This is a genomic window from Chryseobacillus diguaensis (genome assembly GCF_049220665.1).
Lineage (GTDB): Bacteria > Bacillota > Bacilli > Bacillales > Bacillaceae > Metabacillus_B.
This window is the reverse complement of sequence record NZ_JBMKNV010000005.1, coordinates 81,573-103,049: the sequence shown is the minus strand read 5'-3', so window position 1 is coordinate 103,049 and position 21,477 is coordinate 81,573. Positions and strand designations below refer to the sequence as shown.

Annotated in this window: 24 protein-coding genes; 16 read left to right on the top strand and 8 right to left on the bottom strand. The window is 40.6% G+C overall.

From position 1 onward, the window contains the following. Window positions 1-158: 158 nt before the first annotated feature. Complete coding sequence (gene sspJ, locus ACOT8F_RS09995; RefSeq protein ID WP_421651649.1) at window positions 159-323, top strand: small acid-soluble spore protein SspJ; 165 nt, start codon at window positions 159-161, stop codon at window positions 321-323. Window positions 324-371: 48 nt separating this feature from the next. On the opposite strand, the gene ACOT8F_RS09990 is transcribed toward sspJ, so the two are convergent. After that, window positions 372-665, bottom strand: a complete 294-nt coding sequence (locus ACOT8F_RS09990; protein WP_421651648.1) for a DUF3817 domain-containing protein — start codon at window positions 663-665, stop codon at window positions 372-374. A gap of 371 nt (window positions 666-1,036) precedes the next feature. On the opposite strand from ACOT8F_RS09990, the gene ACOT8F_RS09985 reads away from it, so the two are divergent. Continuing rightward, entirely contained in the window at window positions 1,037-2,191 is a 1,155-nt protein-coding gene (locus ACOT8F_RS09985) for a glucosaminidase domain-containing protein (RefSeq protein WP_421651646.1), read from the top strand. Between the two features lie 339 nt (window positions 2,192-2,530). On the opposite strand, the gene ACOT8F_RS09980 is transcribed toward ACOT8F_RS09985, so the two are convergent. Beyond that, a complete protein-coding gene (locus ACOT8F_RS09980; RefSeq protein WP_421651644.1) occupies window positions 2,531-3,712 on the bottom strand; it encodes a glycosyl hydrolase family 18 protein in 1,182 nt (393 codons plus the stop codon). Between the two features lie 401 nt (window positions 3,713-4,113). Here ACOT8F_RS09980 and ACOT8F_RS09975 point away from each other — a divergent pair, with 401 nt between their 5' ends. Further along, on the top strand, window positions 4,114-4,467 hold the full coding sequence (locus ACOT8F_RS09975; RefSeq protein ID WP_421651642.1) for a hypothetical protein: 354 nt from the start codon (window positions 4,114-4,116) through the stop codon (window positions 4,465-4,467). A 123-nt stretch (window positions 4,468-4,590) separates the two neighbouring features. Next, window positions 4,591-4,743 (top strand): lmo0937 family membrane protein, encoded by a 153-nt coding sequence (locus ACOT8F_RS09970; RefSeq protein WP_421651641.1) that lies wholly within the window; start codon window positions 4,591-4,593, stop codon window positions 4,741-4,743. 62 nt (window positions 4,744-4,805) lie between these two features. On the opposite strand, the gene ACOT8F_RS09965 is transcribed toward ACOT8F_RS09970, so the two are convergent. Then, the gene (locus ACOT8F_RS09965) at window positions 4,806-5,219 is read right to left on the bottom strand and encodes an organic hydroperoxide resistance protein (RefSeq protein WP_421651640.1); all 414 of its coding nucleotides are present in this window, start codon (window positions 5,217-5,219) and stop codon (window positions 4,806-4,808) included. 102 nt (window positions 5,220-5,321) lie between these two features. On the opposite strand from ACOT8F_RS09965, the gene ACOT8F_RS09960 reads away from it, so the two are divergent. From ACOT8F_RS09960 to opuFB, 3 genes are all read left to right on the top strand, one after another. Further along, a complete protein-coding gene (locus tag ACOT8F_RS09960) occupies window positions 5,322-5,756 on the top strand; it encodes a MarR family winged helix-turn-helix transcriptional regulator (protein WP_421651639.1) in 435 nt (144 codons plus the stop codon). Between the two features lie 162 nt (window positions 5,757-5,918). After that, a complete protein-coding gene (locus ACOT8F_RS09955) occupies window positions 5,919-6,887 on the top strand; it encodes an ABC transporter ATP-binding protein (RefSeq protein ID WP_421651638.1) in 969 nt (322 codons plus the stop codon). After that, window positions 6,884-8,401, top strand: coding sequence for an osmoprotectant update ABC transporter permease/substrate-binding subunit OpuFB (gene opuFB, locus ACOT8F_RS09950; RefSeq protein WP_421651637.1), 1,518 nt, complete (start codon window positions 6,884-6,886; stop codon window positions 8,399-8,401). The genes ACOT8F_RS09955 and opuFB overlap by 4 nt, the downstream gene beginning before the upstream one ends. 28 nt (window positions 8,402-8,429) lie before the next feature. Here the strand turns inward: opuFB and ACOT8F_RS09945 are convergent, their stop codons facing one another. Then, window positions 8,430-9,626, bottom strand: coding sequence for an AI-2E family transporter (locus tag ACOT8F_RS09945; RefSeq protein ID WP_421651636.1), 1,197 nt, complete (start codon window positions 9,624-9,626; stop codon window positions 8,430-8,432). Window positions 9,627-9,747: 121 nt separating this feature from the next. Here ACOT8F_RS09945 and ACOT8F_RS09940 point away from each other — a divergent pair, with 121 nt between their 5' ends. Continuing rightward, complete coding sequence (locus ACOT8F_RS09940) at window positions 9,748-10,653, top strand: SDR family oxidoreductase (protein WP_421651635.1); 906 nt, start codon at window positions 9,748-9,750, stop codon at window positions 10,651-10,653. 382 nt (window positions 10,654-11,035) lie between these two features. Beyond that, window positions 11,036-12,580, top strand: coding sequence for an N-acetylmuramoyl-L-alanine amidase family protein (locus tag ACOT8F_RS09935; protein WP_421651634.1), 1,545 nt, complete (start codon window positions 11,036-11,038; stop codon window positions 12,578-12,580). Here the strand turns inward: ACOT8F_RS09935 and ACOT8F_RS09930 are convergent. The 3 genes from ACOT8F_RS09930 to ACOT8F_RS09920 are packed head-to-tail and all read right to left on the bottom strand — an operon-like array spanning window position 12,557 to window position 13,780. Beyond that, the gene (locus ACOT8F_RS09930; RefSeq protein WP_421651930.1) at window positions 12,557-13,036 is read right to left on the bottom strand and encodes a zinc-binding dehydrogenase; all 480 of its coding nucleotides are present in this window, start codon (window positions 13,034-13,036) and stop codon (window positions 12,557-12,559) included. The genes ACOT8F_RS09935 and ACOT8F_RS09930 overlap by 24 nt on opposite strands. Then, window positions 13,012-13,236, bottom strand: a complete 225-nt coding sequence (locus ACOT8F_RS09925) for a hypothetical protein (RefSeq protein ID WP_421651632.1) — start codon at window positions 13,234-13,236, stop codon at window positions 13,012-13,014. The genes ACOT8F_RS09930 and ACOT8F_RS09925 overlap by 25 nt, the downstream gene beginning before the upstream one ends. Window positions 13,237-13,255: 19 nt before the next feature. Beyond that, a complete protein-coding gene (locus tag ACOT8F_RS09920; protein ID WP_421651631.1) occupies window positions 13,256-13,780 on the bottom strand; it encodes a DUF420 domain-containing protein in 525 nt (174 codons plus the stop codon). Window positions 13,781-13,964: 184 nt separating this feature from the next. On the opposite strand from ACOT8F_RS09920, the gene ACOT8F_RS09915 reads away from it, so the two are divergent. The 7 genes from ACOT8F_RS09915 (at window position 13,965) to ACOT8F_RS09885 (ending at window position 20,742) form a co-directional block, all read left to right on the top strand. Next, window positions 13,965-14,588: a YhbD family protein gene (locus tag ACOT8F_RS09915; RefSeq protein ID WP_421651629.1), complete on the top strand. Its 624-nt coding sequence runs from the start codon at window positions 13,965-13,967 to the stop codon at window positions 14,586-14,588. Window positions 14,589-14,600: 12 nt separating this feature from the next. Beyond that, on the top strand, window positions 14,601-15,347 hold the full coding sequence (locus tag ACOT8F_RS09910; RefSeq protein ID WP_421651628.1) for a hypothetical protein: 747 nt from the start codon (window positions 14,601-14,603) through the stop codon (window positions 15,345-15,347). Between the two features lie 127 nt (window positions 15,348-15,474). Further along, on the top strand, window positions 15,475-16,992 hold the full coding sequence (locus ACOT8F_RS09905; protein ID WP_421651626.1) for an MDR family MFS transporter: 1,518 nt from the start codon (window positions 15,475-15,477) through the stop codon (window positions 16,990-16,992). A 369-nt stretch (window positions 16,993-17,361) separates the two neighbouring features. Further along, entirely contained in the window at window positions 17,362-18,291 is a 930-nt protein-coding gene (locus ACOT8F_RS09900; RefSeq protein WP_421651625.1) for an ABC transporter ATP-binding protein, read from the top strand. Then, window positions 18,260-18,997, top strand: a complete 738-nt coding sequence (locus ACOT8F_RS09895) for an ABC transporter permease (protein WP_421651624.1) — start codon at window positions 18,260-18,262, stop codon at window positions 18,995-18,997. Before ACOT8F_RS09900 ends, ACOT8F_RS09895 begins: the two co-directional genes overlap by 32 nt. Before the next feature lie 9 nt (window positions 18,998-19,006). Then, window positions 19,007-20,143: a sensor histidine kinase gene (locus ACOT8F_RS09890; protein ID WP_421651622.1), complete on the top strand. Its 1,137-nt coding sequence runs from the start codon at window positions 19,007-19,009 to the stop codon at window positions 20,141-20,143. Then, complete coding sequence (locus tag ACOT8F_RS09885; protein WP_421651620.1) at window positions 20,140-20,742, top strand: response regulator transcription factor; 603 nt, start codon at window positions 20,140-20,142, stop codon at window positions 20,740-20,742. Before ACOT8F_RS09890 ends, ACOT8F_RS09885 begins: the two co-directional genes overlap by 4 nt. A gap of 49 nt (window positions 20,743-20,791) precedes the next feature. Here the strand turns inward: ACOT8F_RS09885 and ACOT8F_RS09880 are convergent, their stop codons facing one another. Further along, window positions 20,792-21,241 (bottom strand): OsmC family protein, encoded by a 450-nt coding sequence (locus ACOT8F_RS09880; protein WP_421651619.1) that lies wholly within the window; start codon window positions 21,239-21,241, stop codon window positions 20,792-20,794. Between the last annotated feature and the right edge of the window lie 236 nt (window positions 21,242-21,477).

The window sequence follows — 21,477 nt, the reverse complement described above, 5'->3', positions numbered from 1 at the left end:
TAACCTTAACGTTAACGTTAGATTTTGTCAATATCCATAAAACAGGAGATTTCTTATTTTACTCAAACCCGCACTAAAAAATTAGGATGTATATTTGTCATGCTTCTTTCTCATATTACAAGTGTAGGAAAGAAGACGAAATGGAAGGGGTGAAAGAAATGAAATTGTTCGGAAAAGATAATAAAGATTCTAAAGCGAAACCAGAGAACAATGATGCTCTTCAGTCTTCACTTCAGGAAGCAGAGCAGGCTTTGCAAGGTGACCCTCTTCAAGAGGCAGTTCAAAACAAGAAGAATGATGACTCTGGCTCTTCTCAAATGTAATCAGTAAAAAAGTGCGGCCCGTATAGGGACCGCACTTTTTGCCTGCCGTTATGGATGTTCTTTGCTGAGCTTTGAATTTAAAACAAATGTGCCAAAGGGAATTACGGATGCAAGAACTGCTCCTGCAGCGGCTAAAAGCGGCCATCGATGTTTAATGGTAACATTGGCAACGGCCAGAAGAAACAAAACGAAAAATAATCCATGAAGGGAGCCGGCTATTGTAACGGCTGCCGGAAAGTGGGCTATGTATTTGAGCGGCATTGCAATACCGAGCAGAACGAGGAAAGAAATTCCTTCAATCGTTCCAATCAGCTTTAGTCTTTCAACAGGGTAATAAAGCATGCTTGACCTCCAATGAGTCATTATTCATTATTTTGTTTGCTCTTTTTTATATTATATACAAGTATAGGTACAATCATTTCTATCAACCTGAAAAGTTCATAAAGTTGTCCAAAATTTATGAGGCTCTTTTCGTATATTTGTTGCTATTCGTAATATCTTAGAACACGTATATAGACTAACTTCGTGGCGCCTAATTAAGAATCCCCCACTTCAAACATACCGTAAGATTGATAAGTGGCGGGTAGTTCAAAAACGAAATATTTCATTTTTGTTAAATGCTTCTATATTTTCCATAATTCTAAACTACTAGTCTATTTCTTTGGTATAATATGCCTTGTTGTTTATTTTTATGGAAAAAAGGAGCAGATGGAGTGAGGAAAGACTTTAGGTACATGTTCACAGTATTGCTTGTTTTTGCGATAATAATGGCAAATGGAGGAATGATGAAATCCGCTAAAGCTGAAGATATGACTATTAATGGAACATCTACACTTACAGCACAGCAGTTAGGTGATTATGTTTTGATGAATAATCCTTCACCAAAACTTTCACCTGGGACAAGCATTTACCAGCTTGCTGAATATTATTTGCAGATTGGAAATCTTGAAGGGATAAAAGGAGATGTTGCTTTTGCCCAGGCCATTCATGAAACAGGATTTTTTAATTTTGGAGGTGATGTTATTCCTGAACAGAATAATTATGCCGGCATTGGAACGACAGGAGGCGGTGTAAAGGGAGCGTTTTTTGCCACACCTGAAGAAGGGGTCAGAGCTCATATTCAGCATTTAAAAGCGTACAGTTCAACCTTGCCGCTTGCAACAGAGCTTGCTGATCCAAGATTTTATCTGGTAAATCGGGGTGTTGCCAACTATTGGGCAGACCTTAATGGAAAATGGGCTGTACCTGGAAAGGGCTACGGCGAACGAGTCCAGTCCATCTATGATTCTATCGGAAAAGTAACGCTCACCATACCGAATACGATGCTTCCATCAGGACATTCTCTTCCAGTTGGCAAGCTAACGATTAAAAAGGATACTGAAATGCTCGCACCTGATGGAACTATTTATAAAATGCTGAAAAACGGGAGCACTTTTCGGGTATTTGGGGTAAGAGGAAACGGATATGACCTTGGCGGAGGCTATACGGTTAAAGCGGAAAGCAGTACCATGTCGATCTATATTGGAAGAATTCTCATAAAAAACTCCGATACATATATGTATGGACCATTTGGAAAAATCAGCCGAAAGGTTATGCCAGGAGAAGCATTAAGAGTGTATAGCTATGATGACAGCAATTATTATGTTGGCGGGGGCTATTATGTACCCAAAATAATGCGTCCAGTTTATTTTCTTGGATATATAAAACTTGCCGCCCAAACAGATCTCTATAATCCTCAAGGTGATCCGATCAAAACACTTGTTAAAGGAAATCTTTACAGAGTCTTTAATATAAAAGGAAGAAATCTCGACCTTGGCGGAGGAAATACCATTACTCTAGATAAATCGACGATGGAATATATCAATTAAAAAGGCTCTTTTCTTAAACTTTGCTGCTCATGCCCCTTTATTTAGTCCTCAAAACTTTTGGTATGGCAAGAACTTTAAGAAAAGATGCCCCGAAAAACAGCTATTAAGAAAAGAACTGACCCTAAAATACCATGCACACTGAATCTAGCTTCAGCGCCAAGTTCAAGGCGCTTGCGCTTTTTTTAAGGCTCTTTTCTTAAACTTTGTTGCTCATGACCCTATATATAGTCCTAGAAACCTATTGGGATGGCAAAAACTTTTAGAAAAGATGCTCCGATGCTAGTCTAAATGCGTGAAGCATGTACGAAAAACAACAATCTCTGCGAAAACAGCCTTTTTTTAATGATGCCGGATTTGAAATTGTTCTTTTAACAAGGACCAATTTTCAGGAAATGGTTCTCCGAGCACCCAATAAGCGATGCCGCGAAGTTTGAAATCCTTCAGCTGTTCAAATTTAGCCTGCGCGCTCTGCTGATTCTCAAACCAGACAACGTGGCTTTTCCCCGCCGCATCCTTGTAGTAGTAATAAGGAGACTGGGTTTTATTATCAAATTTAATTTCTGCCCCTTTTTTGTAAGCCAGACTTTCAGCTTCTTCCGGTGCGATCCGTTTGGCTGATGGGTTTCCTTTCTTATAGGGAAGAGTCCAGTCATACCCGTAAAGAGGAGCCCCCATGACAATTTTTTCTTTCGGAATAACGGACAGTGCATAATCCACAACTTTCCTAACTTGAAGAATAGGTGATACAGCCATTGGAGGACCGCCTGACCAGCCCCACTCATATGTCATCAGAATAACAAAGTCAGCGAGCTCGCCGTGCTTTTTATAATCATGGGCTCCATGCCAGGGCCCTGCTTGCTTGTCACTTGTTTTAGGTGCAAGGGCTGTTGACACAAGATATCCTTTATCATGAAGCTTTGGAATCATCGTTTCTAAGAAGCCATTGTATAATTCTCTATCTTCTTGTTTGATATGTTCAAAATCGATATTGAGCGCTTTATATCCTTTTGTCTGCATAGCAATTAGGACATTTTTGATCAGTTTGTCAGAAACAGCTTTATTAGTAAAAATAGAATGAGCAACATCTGGCGAAAAATTGCTTTCTGTAAAGTTTGTCAGTACCATCATCGGGGCAGTGCCTGTTTTTCTTGCTGCTGCGAGCGGTGCTGCATCATTAAGCGGGATAAGACTGCCATCTTTTTTTGCACGGTAGCTGAAAAAAGCTGTATAAGAAAGCAGCTTCCCGGTATTTTTAATTTCTGTAACGGCTTTAGTTGGATCGACTGGTTCAAGAAAACCAATGGTTTCAATCTTTTGTTTTTTGTATTCGGTATCTGTTGGATTAACCTCAGAAGGTTTTTTTGTTTTCGTGCTGATCTGATTTACACGAGGATGGGGATTAACCCCGCCGGCCTGATTATTTGAACCCTGGCCAGGATCTTTTCCAGCTTTCCCCATGCTCCCTCCGCAGCCTGTAAGAAGGAAGGAAATAATAAGCATGATACAAGACAATTTTTTCATGTAATCACTCCTTTTTTCCTTATCCTTTCTCAGGAGTGACCAGAATATGAATGGTTATAATAGGGAAAAAGTATTTATAAGACATCTTTTCTATTCGTAAAAGTTCTAACATTTTGACTTGCTTCGGGGCATCTTTTCTTAAAGTTTTTGCCAATTAAAGGGTCGTTTAAAAGAAATTTGGAGTGAGGAGCAACAAAGTTTAAGAAAAGAACCTTGATGAAAAATTTCTTTTAGGAAAAATCCCCATATTTCGGGCTTTGAAGTCTTCTTATTTAAAAATTTTCCTCCGGAAATAGGCTGACGAAGCTAAATTCTTAAAATCCTTTACGTTTAAAAGACACTCTTCAGGGTAAAAGAGACTCTAACAGCAGATTTTTAAAAGTGAAGGGAGAGATTGAACATTGAAAAGAAATGGATTAATTTTATCAGGTGTCGGTGTAGCTACAGTAAGTGCTGCGGCAACTTATTTGCTAAAGGATAAAACAAAAAGAGATAAAATAGGGCAAAGTGTGAAAGATGTATATGCGAAATGTGTTTCAATGTTTTCTAAAGAAAACATTGAAGAGGCTAAAGAGGGCAACAGCAAAGCAGCTTTAACAAGCACTGAAAATGATACGAATCCTTCAAAGGAAGCCTTTCCGATTGAAAAAGCCGGGAATCCTGATCCTCATGACATCGAAGACAACAAAATGGTTGATGAAGGATCGCAGTATGCCGTTCAGTACCATGATGATAAAAAAGATGAGTCAAAATAAAATGTAAAAGCCCTTTAATAAGGGCTTTTCTTCAGCTGAAACGTTTAGAGTGTAACAAGGAAGAATTAAGGGTAAATTAAAGTTAATGAACAGATAACATGTTAAGTCAAAGGAGGATAAATCATGCTTTGGACATTAATCTGGATTCTTCTTATTATTTGGATATTGGGTCTTATTTTTAAAGTGGCAGGCGGATTAATTCACATCGTCCTTTTAGTTGCTGTGATCATTTTTATTGTTAAATTGGTTCAGGGAAGAGGAAGAAGACGCGGCTGACGGAGTCAGCGAAGGAATGGAAAATAAGCGGGAGGGCGCAGCCTTCCCGCTTATTTTGCTTATTAAACGACTTTCAGTTCTACATCCATATTGCCTCTTGTAGCTCTAGAGTACGGGCAAACTTGATGAGCTTGTTCAACTAGACTCTCTGCTTCTTCTTTGCTGACTTCAGGAATGTTTACTTCAAGTACCGCACTTAAAGCAAATCCATCCGTATCTTTATTAATGGTTACATGTGCAGTGACAGCTGTTTGGCCGATTTTGATTCTTTTTGTTCTTGCAACAAGATTTAACGCACTGTCAAAGCAAGCGGCATATCCGGCTGCAAACAATTGCTCCGGGTTCGTTCCTTCTTTTCCTGCTCCTCCTAAAGCTTTTGGCATTTCTATTGATAAATCCAATATGTTATCGGAAGATTGAACTTTTCCTCCACGTCCGCCGATAGCAGTTGCTGTTGCTGTATAAACAGGTTTCATAATAAATAACCCTCCATTAAATTGTGTACAATTAATTTTTGCGTAATCAATATAACGCCTTTATACTGAAACTGTCAAATATTTTGAGTTAGAGGTGATCTTATGAAAGAAAATGTCCTTCTGCTAGATAACCAATTATGTTTTTCCATATATGCTTGTTCCCGGGAAATGATCAAGCTGTACCATCCATTATTGAAAGAGCTGGATATCACTTATCCGCAGTACCTCGTCCTGCTTGTTCTATGGGAAAAAGAAACACTGTCTGTGAAACAATTAGGGAAGGAGCTGTACTTGGATTCTGGAACGCTTACTCCATTATTAAAAAGACTGGAGGAACGCGGAATCGTTTCGAGAAAAAGATCGATGGATGACGAGAGGATTGTTCATGTTCAAGTGACCGAAAAAGGCCTTGCTTTAAAGGATAAAGCGAGTGAAATTCCGCTGAATATTTTCGAAGGAGCGGGATTGCCCATTGAAGAATATAAGGACCTGAACAAAAAGATCCGCAGCCTGCTTGGAAAGCTGCATCAAAAATAACCAAAAGATTCTTTTTCTGCATCGAAAATCCATCCGCATAGAAGAACGTGCTAAAACTATTTTCTTGTTTAAAGAGGAATTGAATTTGGGTATACGTATATAGATAATTTGCTTTTATATCCAGAAGTGCTCACGAAATTGAGGCTGAAAAAGGAGAACGATATGATCCGGTTTGAAAAGGTAACAAAAGAATACAAGGATGGAATAAAAGCTGTACATTCTCTGGATGTTGAGATAAAAAAGGGAGAATTTTTTGTGTTTATCGGTCCAAGCGGCTGCGGCAAAACGACCACGATGAAAATGATTAACCGCTTGATTGATTCAACTGAAGGAAGTATATACATACAAGGGAAGAACATCCACGAATATGACATACATGAGCTTCGCTGGAACATTGGTTACGTGCTGCAGCAAATTGCCCTTTTTCCTCATATGACAATTGAAGAGAATATTTCGATTGTCCCAGAATTGAGAAAATGGAATAAAGAAAAAGTAAGCAGACGGGTTGATGAGCTGCTTGAGATGGTAGGGATGGATCCAAAAACGTTTAAGAAAAGAAAACCAAATGAGCTTTCAGGGGGACAGCAGCAGCGAATCGGCGTTATTAGAGCCCTTGCAGCTGATCCTGATATTATCTTAATGGATGAACCCTTTAGTGCTCTTGACCCCATCAGCCGTGAAAAATTGCAAATGGATATCGCCGATTTACAGAAAAGGATTCAAAAAACGATTGTCTTTGTTACACATGATATGCAGGAGGCACTTGCCCTCGGTGACCGAATCGGCATTATGCGGGACGGTATATTGGTGCAAGCAGATACACCCGAGAATTTGCTGAAGAACCCTGCTGATGATTTCGTAAAGGAATTCATCGGAAATCGGTCTATACATACCCTGTCTGCTTTTAATAATGAGGATATTTTAGTAAAGGATCTTGAAAGCAAGCTAAACCCAATTGATCCTGCTTCCGGATATTCATCTGTCGTTTCAGCAGAAACTTCTCTTGATGAAGTGATTCGTCAGCTTGCAGAAAGTGATGCTATTGCTGTTGAAAAGGATGGAATAGCGATTGGTGTTTTGACGAGCCAGACAATCGTGAAGCATCTTGCTGAAATGAGGGCTGCCCGATGAATGGATTGATTCAAACGTTCCAGGAAAGACAGAGTGAATTGATTGGTGCTTTATTTGAGCATATTCAGATTTCTTTTTTAGCTCTTATTATTGCTGTTATCATTACGATTCCACTTGGGATTCTTCTTACAAAAAACCAAAGGATTGCTGAGCCGGTTATTGGGGTGACAGCGGTCCTTCAGACCATCCCGTCGCTGGCGTTGCTTGGATTGCTGATTCCGCTTGTTGGGATCGGAATCGTCCCTGCTATTATCGCACTCGTTATTTATGCCTTGCTGCCGATCTTACGGAATACGTATACCGGAATCAAGGAAGTGGACCCGTCCCTTTTAGAAGCTGCAAGAGGCATGGGGATGAACAGCAGAAAGCGCCTTTTAAAGGTAGAGCTTCCGCTTGCACTTCCTGTAATGATGGCCGGAGTCCGTACTGCAATGGTGCTGATTGTTGGAACCACAACGCTTGCTGCCTTGATCGGTGCTGGCGGGTTGGGTAAACTGATTCTGCTTGGTATTGATCGTAATGATAATTACCTTATCCTACTTGGTGCAATTCCTGCTGCTCTTCTCGCCATCATTTTTGACGCTATTCTCAGGTACGTTGAGTATGCGGCTCGAAAACGTTCCATGAAGCCTGTTTGGATCGCGGGATTGGTTCTAGTGCTTGCGATAGCCATTCCATTTGCATTTGGAACCGGCAAGAAGGATATTGTTGTTGCAGGAAAACTCGGATCTGAACCGGAAATTTTGATCAATATGTACAAGCTGCTCATAGAGAAGGATACAGACTTGAAGGTAGAAGTTAAGCCTAGTCTTGGAAAAACATCCTTTGTATTTAATGCTCTTCAATCCGGAGACATTGATATCTATCCCGAGTTTACAGGCACAGCCTTGTCCACCTTTTTAAAAGAGGACGCGGTCAGCACAGACCGTAAAGAGGTTTATGATCAAACAAAGGCAGGCATGCTGAAAAAGTTTAATATGGTGATGCTTGAACCAATGCAGTACAACAATACATACACACTTGCCGTTCCTAAAGAAACGGCAGATCAATATAATTTAAAGACCATTTCCGATCTGAAACCGGTTCAGCAAAACATGAAAGTTGGCTTCACGCTTGAATTCTCGGACCGAGCTGATGGATACAAGGGCATTCAAAAGCTGTACGGAATTAATTTTCCAAGTGTAAAGACAATGGAGCCAAAACTAAGATACAATGCAGTGAAAGCAGGGGAAATCAACTTAATTGATGCCTACTCCACTGATAGTGAGCTTAAACAATATAAGTTGGTTGCTCTTGAAGATGACAAGCATCTATTCCCTCCCTATCAAGGAGCTCCTTTGATGAAGCAAGAAACACTTAAAAAGCATCCTGAGCTTGAGAAGACATTAGACAAGCTAGCAGGAAAAATAACGGATGATGAAATGCGTGAAATGAATTATCAGGTAAACGTTGAAGGAAAAACGGCAGAAGAGACCGCGAAGGATTATTTGAAAAAGAACGGGTTATTGAAATGAATGCCCTTTAAAAAAGGACTGACAGCTGTCAGTCCTTTTCTTCATGTATGGAAGAAGATTGCGCTTCATAAACCGGATTTGTATCATACCGTTCTCCAGGCTCTGCATAAAATTCATTATATCGTATTTTATACCATTGAAAAAATTCAACGACAATAGCCCTCAAGATTGCATAGCCCGGTATTCCTAAAATGACTCCTACCACACCAAACAAATGCCCTGACGTAAGAAGGACAAAGATGATCGTGACTGGATGAATTCTCAAGGATTTCCCCATTATCTGCGGTGAGATCAGCTTTGTTTCAAACAATTGAATAACCGTCCATACCACAAGAAGTTTCAGAAGCATTAATGGTGAAGTGACAAGCGCAATAATAATGGCCGGTGTAATCGCAATGGCAGGCCCAAGGTAAGGGACTACATTTGTTACACTCGCTATCGCAGCAAGCACAATCGGATAAGGAATTCCAATGAGCAAAAAGCCGATGTAAAGCAATATGCCGATGGTTAAACTGACCAGGATTTGCCCTTGAATATACCCTCTGAGTGCGATATTAATATTGCTGAAAACGGTTTTTATGCTTTCACGAAATTTCGGAGGGGCAATTTTGATAAATGCTTTAGGCAGTTTTTCGCCATCCTTCAGCAGATAAAAAAGCAGGATGGGGGTCGTAATAAGCCCTATGGCCACATTCGTAACTGTTGTGACGATTTTGGAAAAACTTGTGATCGTCTCAGAAGCAACCTTTGATGTGCCGCTTCCTACTGAATTGAGAAGGTCGATGTTTTCACTTTTCAATTTTTCATAGTATGTAGAAAAGATGGATTGATGCAGCCTGCTGTCTATATCGTGTGTCACTTTTTTAAGATATTCAGGGAAAGAATGGATAAGGCTCTTGGCCTGTTCAATTAAAAACGGCATCACGGACATAACAAGCACAACGCCTAAACCAAGCAAAATAAGAAAAAGAACAAAGATCGCTGCTATCTTATTTAGTCCAAATCGAATCAATAGCGAAACAACCGGTTTAAATAAATAATAGCCGACCACGGCTAAAACTACTGGAAAGCCGACTGTTTCCACAAGTTTGACAAGAGGGAGAAAAATGAAGGAAACGTGATCGTAAAGCCATATCGTAACAGCAATCAGAATAAGCAGCAGGAAGACGTAAAGCGTTTTTCTTCCTCCAAGGAAATGAATGATTGATTTTCGTGATTTTTGCACGTCGTTTGACTCCTTATAAGAGTAGTATTGAAAGCATTATATCATAATTTCCGCTTGCTTCAGTTTATGTAAAAGGTACAAGATCCATTTTATTAGAAATGGAAAAAATGGGGGAATAAAAATGAATTCCTATCCGATGTATCCGTACTATGGTTATGAAAAAAAATGCAAAGAGCTTCCTTTGACATTTCCGCCCCAGCACCAGAATGTGCAGCCTGGCCTTGAATATCAGATGGTTCCTCCGCCAATCTCAGACAATCCTTCATACAAGGGAAGCGGAAAACTAAAAGACAAGAGTGCCATCATAACCGGAGGGGACAGCGGGATTGGAAGAGCTGTCGCGATTGGATTTGCAAAGGAAGGAGCAAATGTAGTCATTGCCTACCTTTATGAACAGGAAGATGCAAATGCCACGAAGGAGAAAGTGGAGCAATACGGGGTAAAGTGCCTGACAGTCCCTGGCGATTTGCGGAATGAAAACACTTCCCAGGAGTTAATTGAGGAGACCATCGAACACTTTGGCAAGCTTGATATTCTAGTAATGAATCAAGCTGTTCAATACCCTCAAGTTTCAATCATGGATATTACAAAGGAACAGCTTGAAACAACCTTTCAAACGAATGTCTTTCCGATGTTTTATATGGTGAAAGCTGCACTGCCGCATCTCAAACGGGGAAGCTCTATTATCAGCACAACTTCAGTCACTGCTTACAAAGGGAATGCTTTGCTCCTGGATTATTCTTCAACAAAGGGAGCTCTTGTGACGTTTACCCGTTCCCTGTCTTCCCAGCTAGTGGATAAAGGAATAAGGGTTAACGCTGTTGCACCAGGTCCTATATGGACCCCGTTAATAGTGTCGAGTTATCAGGCTCCGTATGTGAGCCAATTTGGCAGGGACACCCCTATGAAAAGACCCGGTCAGCCGTTTGAACTCGCTCCAACTTATATTTATCTTGCTTCAGATGACTCAGCATATGTGACAGGGCAGGTTTTGCATGTAAACGGGGGGACAATAACAGATTCTTAATGCTGGGAGAGAAGGGAAACCTTCACTCCTTTTTTATTTATTCTCTTTTCTTAAACTTTGTTGTTTTCTCGTCTAAATAAAGGATTTCTGAACAAGTATACATTTGCGAATTTTAAGAAAAGATGCCACGAAGCCTATCTTCATGCGTGTTTTAAACCAATACGAATAGCAGCAATCTATGTGAATCCAGCTTTTATTTATTCAGATTAGGACAAATTTTTATTTTTTTGAGGCAGAAAAAGGAGGAAAAAACTAGATTTATGGAGAAATATATCATTCGTTATCCTATTAATACCAATAAAATAGGACTTTAGATCCTAACGGTATTTTCGTAGACTGTCGATAGTAAAAGTGAGTTTTTAATATTGAGAGGAGTTACAGCATGAAGACAAGCATAAGAAAGGGATTATTGATAGCAGGACTGCTTATTGTTATGGTCTTCGGATCCTTTTCCCCAGGAACCACCTCGGCGAATGCTGCTGCCGGACAAGGTATTGTGAAAGCGACTGTGTTAAATGTAAGATCTTCAGCTTCTTTGAAAGCAAGCATCATAACGCAGGTGAAAAAGAACCAGACTGTCACTGTTCTCGATCAAAAGTCAGGCTGGGCGAAGATTCAATCTGGAAATAAAACAGGCTGGGTAAATGCTTCTTATTTATCCATTAAACAGGTCACAGCGGCTGCTTTAAAAACAGCTAAAGTGAATGCTTCCTCTTTGAATGTTCGTTCCACCCCAAGCACATCAGGCAAAGTCGTAATGTCTTTGAAAAAAAATGCGGTTGTAACCATTGTGAAAACGCAAAACGGATGGTCTCAAGTGTCAGCAAGCGATAAAACAGGCTGGGTAAATGCTAAATATCTTACTTCCGCTGCAGTTTCTCAGTTACCGCCGCCGGCACCAGCAGCGACTGTGCAAAAAAAGGTCACTGCAACAACGTTAAATCTTCGTGCAACAGCTTCGGCAAGCGGAAAAGTGCTTACTGCACTGAAAAAAAATGAAATTGTCTCCGTATTGAAAACACAGGGGACCTGGTCCAATGTGAAAAACAGCAAGGGACTAACCGGGTGGGCAGCATCGCAATACCTGGGCAGTGCTTCTGTTCCATCAGTGCCTTCAACAGGCACATCAGCTGGATCTGGAAATACAGGTACTGCTGTACCAGCCTCAGTAATATTAAAGACGGACTCTAATATTCGTTCAGGCCCTGGGACAGCTTCACCTGTAATCAGTACACTGATGGCAGGTACAACTCTGCAAACTTATGGGTCAAGCAGTGATTGGTTTAAAGTGAAATTGCCTGATGGGAAATATGGCTGGATTGCAAGCTGGCTCGTTTCAAGCGGCGGCACTGCACCATTGCCAGGCACACCGGCTCCTGCACCAAGCGGGGTGCTTGCCGGAAAAACAATAGTCATTGATGCTGGACACGGAGGATATGACACAGGGACAAGAGGCAGATATACATATGAAAAGTCTCTAACACTGATAACCTCTCAACTAGTAGTAAAAAAGCTCCAAAATGAAGGGGCAAATGTCATCTATACCCGTAATTCAGATACCTATCCTACTTTAAGCGAAAGAGCTGCACTAAGCAACAAGAGCAAAGCCGGTGCATTTATTAGTATTCACTATGATTCCGGCGGTCCAGCAGCAACTGGAATTTCAACATTTTACTACACCTTCGCAAAAGACAGCCTTCTGGCATCAAAGGTGCATCAGAGCGTACTTTCAGCTGTGAAGCTTCCAGACAGGAAAGTAAGCTACAAAAACCTGCAAGTATTAAGAGATAATAGATATCCATCTATTTTAATTGAACTCGGATTTCTTTCGAATGCGCTGGAAGAAAGGCTAATTACAACGGCCGACTATCAGGATAAAGCTTCAAATGGTATTGTTCAGGGATTAAAAGCGTATTTTAATAGATAACAAAAAGGAGCTGTTCCAAACAGCTCCTTTTTTTCTTAAATTTATTTTAGCTACGATTTTTCCTTTAACATGTCTTTCAGAAAAACGCTGCAAGGCTTCAGGGACCTCGGCAAGAGAAACGGTTTCCGCAACCGCAACCATCGGACGAAGCTTGTTTTGTTTTACAAGCTCGAGCATTTTATCTCCAATTTTTCCTAAATCACTTTGTGCTTCTTTATCTTCTGCAGTGTGAGCTGGTGCTAAAGCAATTTCTTGATAGGAAACAACCTTCGTACAGGAAGGGATTTTTGTAAAATCAGGTGTACCGGCAATATATGCGATGTGTCCCATAAAGGCAAGCATCTCAAGAGAATCTGTAGCATTTTGTCTGCTGACAGTATCTAAAACAGCATCCACTCCGCGTCCGTTTGTTAAACGCATGACTTCCTCTTTTACGTTTTGTTCATGATAATCAATAACGTGATCGGCACCAAGTGATTTGACATACTCATGATTGTTTCTTTTGGCTGTTTTCGCAGAGAATGTTGCTGTTCGTAAATGCTTTCATCACGCATTGTAACTTGCTTCAGGGCATCTTTTCTTAAAGTTCCTGCCAAATCAAGGGTCCTGCAGCTGAAATTTAGAGTGAGAAGCATCTTTTTCGGAGCATAGCTCAAATATGCCATCCTTACTTTTTTAATAGTACGGAGAAATCATGAGATAAACGATGACTCCAGTTAAACTTACATATAGCCAAAGCGGCATTGTCCAGCGGGCAATGCGTTTATGCTTAGCAACCTGCATATTCAAGCCTCTTGAAAGGGTGATTAATGCAAGCGGAACAATCGCTGCTGAAAGAACAATATGAGTAATCAGGATAAAATAATAAATCGGTACGGAAATTCCAGAACCGCCATAATGAGTGTTTGGTGCCATGGCATGATATGTTACATAGGAAATGAGAAACAGGGCGGTTGTTGTAAATGCTGCAAATATGTAGCCTCTATGACGTTTAATATTCTTTTGAGCGAGTATGGAATAAAGCGCTGCAAGTAAAAAGATAAAGGTAAAACTGTTCATAATGGCATTAAAAAACGGCAAAAAGGTTAAATCCATGTTATTCAGCCCATGATTTTTAGGCATAAAATAGAGGACTGCCACGATCAAGTTGATCAGGACGGTTAATATCACAATAATAGGGGTGTAATTTCTTTGCTTCATAGTATGCTCCTTTATTTTCAATAAACTGTAGTAAACGAAATTCTTCTTAAATCTTATTATAAATTTTCCTGGACAAACAGTAAAATCAGGAAGTTTCACAGAAGTTTTGAATTTGAAGCAGAAATTTTTCTTTTCGAGCGTAACAGTGTTATGTTACATTATTGGATAGAGAGGTGAAGTTTCGATGGAAGAGGATTTAATCTCAAAGAAAGACCTGCTGGAATCAACTGGAATTTCGTATGGCCAGCTATACAGATGGAAGCGAAAAGAGCTCATTCCAGAGGACTGGTTTATAAGAAAATCAACTTTTACGGGCCAGGAAACTTTTTTCCCGAAAGAGCAAATGTTATCACGGGTTAATAAAATTCAAAGCTTAAAAGATGATTTATCACTTGATTCTATTGCCGATTTATTATCTCCAAGCCCTTCAGAAATAATATTAACCAAGAGTGAACTGATTAACAGAAAACTCATATCAGAAACCGCGCTGGCAGTTTTTGCAGAATGCCTTGTACCAATGGACTCTTATTCGTTTGATGATATTTTCAAACTCTTTTTACTTGATAAAGGTTTGCAAACGGGGGACATCACTGTAGAGGATGGAAAGAGCATTCTGAAGGTGATGGATCAGCATGATAAAGAAAGCAGCAGGCAGATCCTCGACATCGTTTTACTTCGGAAAATGGGAGTGACCTTCTGTATGCTCGTTTCCTCAAATAGCACCTTATATCACGAATCAGATGCAAAGCAATGTTTCAGGATGAACCTAACCCAATGTATTGAAGAATTAAAGGGAAGACTTTTTTAGGAGGAACCAAGGATGAAGAGCATGGAAAAATACGATTTAAAAATTTCAGGAAATATGCAAGTTGCAGGCGGAAGCTTTAAAGATGTCCTCATTAGCGGTGTTGGCATACTGACAACTGATGTGGAATGTGACTTTTTTAAAATCAGCGGAAGTGCTGAAACGAAAGGCAATGTTCTTTCGAAAAGAGGAAAAGTGAGCGGTAAAACGGATATAGAAGGCAATTTAATTTCAGAAGAGTTTGAAGTGTTTGGGAAAATGAATGTGAATGGAAGCGGACAAATAAAAGAAATGAAAGTTGAAGGTACCTCCGCCTTTAAGGGCAGTCTTTCCACAGAAAAATTAAATGTGAAAGGTTCGATAGAAGTTGGCAAGGATTGCAATGCAGAGGAATTCAAATCACGAGGCAACTTCCAAATTGGCGGGCTTTTGAATGCAGAGAATATTGATATGCAGCTTCATTGGCGAAGCAAGGCAAAAGAAATCGGCGGGGAAACGATTGTCGTAAAAAGAGGACGCGGTTCTTCTCTGAAAAAAATTCTAAAAGCACTATTTCTTCCCGCTGAATTTCTGGAAGGAACGCTCACTGCTGACACAATCGAGGGAGATACCATTCATCTGGAGTATACAAAAGCAAAAGTTGTAAGAGGGCAGAAAGTATATATTGGAACAGGCTGTGAAATTGAGCTTGTGGAATACACAGATCATTTTGAAGAAAGCGCTGATGCCATTGTCAGGGAAACAAGAAAACAAGCAGAATAATGAGAAGTTGCTATAACAATGTTTTTGTTTAGGAGATGAGGATGTTATCATTCAGGTATATTCACCCTAAAAAAGGAATCTTATAGAAGGTATTCAAATAGAACGAAGAAGGATGTGTCATCAGTTTATGCCTAGAACACAGGCTAATATGGGATTTGTTGTCGCTGGATTGCTTCTTGGAATCCTGATGGCTTCTATGGATAATACCATTGTTGTAACCGCTATGGGTACAATTGTCGGTGACCTTGGAGGCCTTGAGAATTTTGTTTGGGTCGTCTCTGCTTATATGGTAGCTGAAATGGCAGGCATGCCGATTTTCGGAAAGCTGTCCGATATGTATGGGAGAAAGCGATTTTTTATTTTTGGATTAATTTTATTTATGATTGGTTCTGCCTTATGCGGAACAGCCCACAGCATTCTGGAATTAAGTATTTACAGAGCTATTCAGGGAATTGGCGGCGGTGCACTCGTTCCAATTGCATTTACCATTGTATTTGATATTTTCCCGCCAGAAAAAAGAGGGAAAATGGGAGGCCTGTTTGGAGCGGTTTTTGGCTTATCCAGCATTTTTGGACCTCTTCTTGGTGCGTATATTACAGACAATATCAGCTGGCATTGGGTATTTTATATTAATCTTCCTCTTGGAATTATTTCACTTATTTTTGTTATGATGTTTTATAAAGAATCGAAAATTCACCAAAAACAGCGCATTGACTGGTGGGGCGCTACAACCCTAATCGGAGCGGTTGTGTGTCTCATGTTTGCTCTGGAGCTTGGCGGTGAAAAGTACGCATGGAATTCAAGCGTTATTCTCAGTCTGTTTGGGGGATTTGTTCTCTTATTTTTGATTTTTCTATATGCAGAAACGAAGGCTTCCGATCCGATTATATCTTTTAAAATGTTTAAAAACAGGCTATTTGCAGGCAGTACAATTGTTGGTTTGTTTTACGGAGCAGCTTTCATGTCGGCAACGGTTTATATTCCGATTTTCATTCAAGGAGTATACGGAGGGACTGCGACCAATTCAGGCCTCATTCTTCTGCCGATGATGCTAGGATCTGTTGTTACGGCACAGATAGGCGGATTCCTTTCTGCAAAAATGAGCTACAGAAACATCATGTTTTTTTCGGGAATTATTTTATTAGCAGGCTTCCTGCTGCTTACTACTCTCACACCAGAAACAAGCAGGGTATTATTAACCTTTTATATGATCATTGTCGGATGCGGTGTGGGATTTTCCTTCTCGGTTCTCGGAATGGCAGCCATTCATGGATTCGAAATGTACCAGAGGGGATCTGCCTCATCAACGAGCAACTTTATTCGTTCACTCGGCATGACTGTAGGAATTACCATGTTCGGTACCATTCAGAAAAATGACTTTGCTGCTCAGCTGAAAGAAGCTTTTAAAGGAATGGGCGGAATGGCAGGACAGCATGGAGGAGATGCGAGACAAATACTGTCAGCAGGCGTCCGGGAAAAACTGCCTCCTCAAATTTTAAATCCGATTATTGATGGTCTTTCAAATTCAATCGTTCATACATTCATGTGGGCTCTTTTGCCTGCCGGACTTGCGTTTTTATTTGTTTTCTTAATGGGAAAAGAGCGGTTGGTTATTAAGAAAGAAAAAGTGACAGAAACAGCTTAAAAAAATGAAAGAAGGCAGCCTCAGTATTTACCTGCGGCTGTCTTTTTTTATTGTTAAGGAAATTATAAAATTTTCACCTTGTTGATAACTTTCAACAAGTGTATTGAAATCCAGCTCCAGCGCCCAGCCCCTCGAGGTCGCTTCGGTCCTGTCAATGAAGTCAAAGAACGACTTCACAGCCAGGCCCTCCAGCGCTTGTCGGGGCTAACCAGGGCGCCTGCGCCTTTTGTTTTGGATTCATGATTCAGATAAGACGGCAATTTATAGAAAAATAAATGATATTTGTCATGTCAATCTGATGATAAATGCTACTGATACTGCGTTGGTCCGGTGAGTATGATGAAAGTAGAAAATCTGGAGGTGGAAGCGTTGAATGCAGTGGAGCTAAAAAACGTATCCAAAACATTTAAGCAATACAGTGCTGTGCGGAATGTATCTTTTTCCATCAAGCAGGGAGAAGTTGTATCTATTCTTGGACCGAACGGAGCTGGAAAAACAACGACGATATTGATGATGCTAGGGCTGCTGGACAGTTCAGAAGGAGAGGTTGCTCTCTTCGGCAAGCACCCGAAAGAACAGAGTATTAAAAAACGAATCGGAGCGATGCTTCAGGAAGTAAGTGTTCTTGATGGCTTAACAGTAGAAGAAGTAATCGATTTGTTTCGCAGTTATTATCCGGAGCCCTTATCTAAAAAGGAATTGTTAGAGCTTTCCATGCTAGAAAAAGAAACGAAGAGAAAGACTGATAAACTGTCAGGGGGCCAAAAGAGAAGGCTTAATTTTGCACTGGCTATGGCAGGAGATCCGGATTTGCTGTTTTTGGATGAACCGACTGTAGGGATGGATACCACATCAAGGCGGGTATTTTGGGAGAAGATTAAGAGGCTTTCAACAGAAGGCAAGACGGTTATTTTTACTACTCACTATTTGCAGGAAGCGGACGATATGTCAGACCGGATCATCTTATTTAAAAAAGGAAGCATTGCTGCAGAAGGGACCCCGGCAGAAATCAAATCTTTGCTTTCGAAAAAATCAGTTTCCTTTATTTCAGATGATAAAAAAGCTGCAGTAAGTCTAAGGGCATTGCCATTTACAACAGCAGTTTACAAGAAAGGGGATCGTTATTATGCTGAAACCGAAGATACGGATGGGGTTCTGGATTTTATCTTTAAACACGGCATTAAAGCAAAGGAAATTATGATTGATCATGGAAGGCTGGAAGAAGCATTTGAGCAGCTTTTAAATGAGAATGAAAGAGGGATAGAAAATGAACGCATTTCTAATGCAATGCAAGGCTGAAATTAAGAGGCTGTTAAGAAACCGGTATTATGTTGGTTCCTCATTGCTGATGCCTATCCTGTTTTATACAATTTTTACTAGAGTCGTAAATACAGATGCGCCAAATATGAAAGAATGGCAGGCTCACTACCTGATGTCCATGGCCGCATTCAGCGTTATGGGATCAGGGATTATGACACTGGGTATCAGAACAGTTCAAGAGCGTACGCAAGGCTGGTCATTATTTATGCTTGTTACACCGCTCCCTGGCAGTCTTTACTTTCTAGCGAAGATGGTTGCTCAATCTGTCATTCATGCTTTATCCATTACCGTCATTTTTTGTGCCGGCGCTCTAATCAATGGGGTAACAATGCCGGTGCATATCTGGCTGCTGAGCGGTCTCTGGATCTTGTTTGCATCCTTTACCTTTATGGCATTGGGTACACTGATCGGAACAATGAAAAGGGTCGATACGGCGATCGGGGTCAGCAATTTGCTTTATATGGGAATGGCAGTTACAGGCGGATTGTGGATGCCGTTTGATATTCTTCCTTCCTTGATGCAGCAAATTGGCAGGTGGCTTCCATCTTATAGCTTCGCAAACGGGGCATGGCAGTTGGCTGCGCAAAAATACCCTGACCTATCCAATCTTTTCCTTCTTGCCGCATATGCCGTTTTATTTGTGATACTATCAAGCTATATCAGAAAAAAACAGGAAGCGGCGTGAGTTAAATAAATGGGGAGCAGCAAAAAGAGGTTTGCAGTTTTTCCAGCAAAATACGGCAGTATGCCATATATCTTCTTAATTTATCTTGTTATGCCTATCTATTCCATGACCTCCTTTAAAGGAATAAAAGCTATCATTGGGTTTGGATTGATCGCCTTGTTTATGGTCACTTACAGACAGCTATACTCATCTTCAGGAAAAAAGAGTTTTACATGGTGGTTTTTCCTGCAGCTGGCCATTGTAATGGTCCTTGGTATGGTTTACACCCCTTACAATGCTTTTTTGGGATTTTTCTCTTCTTTTTTTGCGGGCTGGTATAAGAAGAAGAGGGAGTTCAGCTGGGCAATAGCTGGCCTAGTTACAGTCGTGCTTGTTCCATTGGGGTTTCATTTTTTTGAGCTGCTCCCCCAGGATTTTGCTTTCTTCCTTCCATTTATATGCGTCATGATCGTCATGCCGTTTGGCACCCGATCAATAAACCGGAAAATCGATTTAGAAAAACAGCTGGATCAGGCAAACGAAAAAATCAGTGAGCTGGTGAAAAGGGAAGAACGAATGAGGATTGCACGCGATCTGCATGATACGCTTGGTCATACACTTTCACTTATAACGTTGAAAAGCCAGCTCGTATCAAAGCTTGCAGTGAAAAACCCGGAGCATGCTATTAAGGAAGCAAAGGAAATTGAAACGGCCTCCCGTTCGGCTTTAAAGCAAGTGAGGGAGCTTGTTTCTGATTTAAGAGTCTATACCATTTCAGAAGAACTGATTCAGGTTGAAAAAATTCTTAAAGCTGCAGGGATCCAATTTTCATGCCGAAATAAATGTGACGTAAAAAATGTGACGACTTTAGCTCAAAATATGATCAGTTTGTGCTTGCGCGAAGCAGTGACAAATATAGTGAAGCACAGTCAGGCTACCCAATGCGAAGTGAGGATTGCGGACGGAAAAGGCGGTGTAACGATGGAAATATGGGATGACGGTATCGGCTTTGATATAGAAAAGCAGCAAGGAAATGGATTAAAGGGATTGAAGGAAAGGCTGGCATTGGTTAACGGAAGCCTTTCTTTTAATGGGAAAAGCGGTTCAGAACTGACTATAAATGTTCCCGCCGTATTGACGCCGGGTAAGGAAGCTGTCCAATTATGATACGTGTTATCATTGCAGAAGACCAAACGCTGCTAAGAGGGGCACTTGGGGTATTATTAGGACTCGAAGAAGACATTGAAATAGCGGGGCAGGCGGCTGACGGTAAAGAAGCCCTTGCGCTGATCAGCAAGCTTCAGCCTGATGTATGCCTGCTGGATATTGAAATGCCGGAAAAGACAGGACTTGAAGTTGCTGAACAATTAAGAGATGCAAATTCAGCCTGCAAGGTCATTATTCTGACAACCTTTGCGCGGCCTGGCTATTTCGAACGCTCAGTCAATGCTGGTGTATCCGGCTATTTATTAAAGGACGGTCCTAGTGAAGAATTGGCCGAAGCGATTCGTAATGTGATGAAAGGGAAACGGCAAATTGCTCCTGAATTGATCTTTGGAGCTCTGGAAAAAACCAATCCTCTGACAGACCGCGAAAAAGAAATTATCCGGCTCGTTGCCGATGGGAAGAGCATTAAAGAAATTTCTTCTACATTGTTTTTATCATCTGGAACGATCCGGAACTATTTATCCGAGATATTTGCCAAGCTGCAGGCGAAAAACAGGATCGATGCCGTTAGAATAGCAGAAGAAAAAGGCTGGATGTAAAAAAAACCGCTTCGCTTTTACAGCGAGGCGGTTTTCATTTGGATTGAAACTAACTCCCTTTAATAATTTCAGCCTCAAGAGCAATTTCAACATTTCCTTTTACTGCTCTAGTAATCATGCAGGAGTCCTCAGCTTTTTCAGCAAGCTTCCTTGCAAGAAATTCATCTTTCTCTGATGCAGAATTTTTCAGGATAATTCTCGGACGATGAATGATCGTTTTGTAAGTAATGACTCCGTTCACCACTTCAACAATACCTTCTGATTCCATCGTCAAATCTTCCTTGTCCAGTTTACTTCGCTCCATCATTGCCGCAAGAGTAATGATATAACAGGTAGCGGCTGCTCCAAGAAGCATTTCATCAGGATTTGTTCCAACACCGGGACCGTCCATTACTTTAGGAATGGAGATTTCGGTTTTAAGGCTGCCTGCTTCTATTTTACCAGTGCCATTCCGCAAGCCTGGCCACTGGGCTTTTAAGTGAAAGTGATGTTCAGCCATATCGGATGCCTCCTTCTATGATTCCTATAGAGTAGCAGAAAAAGGGGTGATGTTCCATAAGGGTGCTTACTAAGTTGTTTAGAGGAAATGCAAAAATCAAAATTTGATTAGGAATAGAAGAGATACATTCGCTTGATAAATAATAAATAAAGCAATTTCAGCGGGGAAATTGGAATTATTAAGATTTGTCATTCGGCATTGGCAATGACATCTTTAAAAGAGAAGTAATTCCTACA

Bases quoted from the DNA above. Each gene is read 5' to 3' on its own strand.
- ACOT8F_RS09895 (WP_421651624.1), top strand. From the start codon at position 18,260: ATGAACGCATTTCTAATGCAATGCAAGGCTGAAATTAAGAGGCTGTTA.
- ACOT8F_RS09910 (WP_421651628.1), top strand. From the start codon at position 14,601: ATGAAGAGCATGGAAAAATACGATTTAAAAATTTCAGGAAATATGCAA.
- ACOT8F_RS09955 (WP_421651638.1), top strand. From the start codon at position 5,919: ATGATCCGGTTTGAAAAGGTAACAAAAGAATACAAGGATGGAATAAAA.
- ACOT8F_RS09935 (WP_421651634.1), top strand. From the start codon at position 11,036: ATGAAGACAAGCATAAGAAAGGGATTATTGATAGCAGGACTGCTTATT.
- ACOT8F_RS09970 (WP_421651641.1), top strand. From the start codon at position 4,591: ATGCTTTGGACATTAATCTGGATTCTTCTTATTATTTGGATATTGGGT.
- ACOT8F_RS09885 (WP_421651620.1), top strand. From the start codon at position 20,140: ATGATACGTGTTATCATTGCAGAAGACCAAACGCTGCTAAGAGGGGCA.
- opuFB (WP_421651637.1), top strand. From the start codon at position 6,884: ATGAATGGATTGATTCAAACGTTCCAGGAAAGACAGAGTGAATTGATT.
- ACOT8F_RS09960 (WP_421651639.1), top strand. From the start codon at position 5,322: ATGAAAGAAAATGTCCTTCTGCTAGATAACCAATTATGTTTTTCCATA.
- ACOT8F_RS09940 (WP_421651635.1), top strand. From the start codon at position 9,748: ATGAATTCCTATCCGATGTATCCGTACTATGGTTATGAAAAAAAATGC.
- ACOT8F_RS09915 (WP_421651629.1), top strand. From the start codon at position 13,965: ATGGAAGAGGATTTAATCTCAAAGAAAGACCTGCTGGAATCAACTGGA.
- ACOT8F_RS09990 (WP_421651648.1), bottom strand. From the start codon at position 665: ATGCTTTATTACCCTGTTGAAAGACTAAAGCTGATTGGAACGATTGAA.
- ACOT8F_RS09920 (WP_421651631.1), bottom strand. From the start codon at position 13,780: ATGAAGCAAAGAAATTACACCCCTATTATTGTGATATTAACCGTCCTG.
- ACOT8F_RS09980 (WP_421651644.1), bottom strand. From the start codon at position 3,712: ATGAAAAAATTGTCTTGTATCATGCTTATTATTTCCTTCCTTCTTACA.
- sspJ (WP_421651649.1), top strand. From the start codon at position 159: ATGAAATTGTTCGGAAAAGATAATAAAGATTCTAAAGCGAAACCAGAG.
- ACOT8F_RS09880 (WP_421651619.1), bottom strand. From the start codon at position 21,241: ATGGCTGAACATCACTTTCACTTAAAAGCCCAGTGGCCAGGCTTGCGG.
- ACOT8F_RS09890 (WP_421651622.1), top strand. From the start codon at position 19,007: ATGGGGAGCAGCAAAAAGAGGTTTGCAGTTTTTCCAGCAAAATACGGC.
- ACOT8F_RS09965 (WP_421651640.1), bottom strand. From the start codon at position 5,219: ATGAAACCTGTTTATACAGCAACAGCAACTGCTATCGGCGGACGTGGA.
- ACOT8F_RS09905 (WP_421651626.1), top strand. From the start codon at position 15,475: ATGCCTAGAACACAGGCTAATATGGGATTTGTTGTCGCTGGATTGCTT.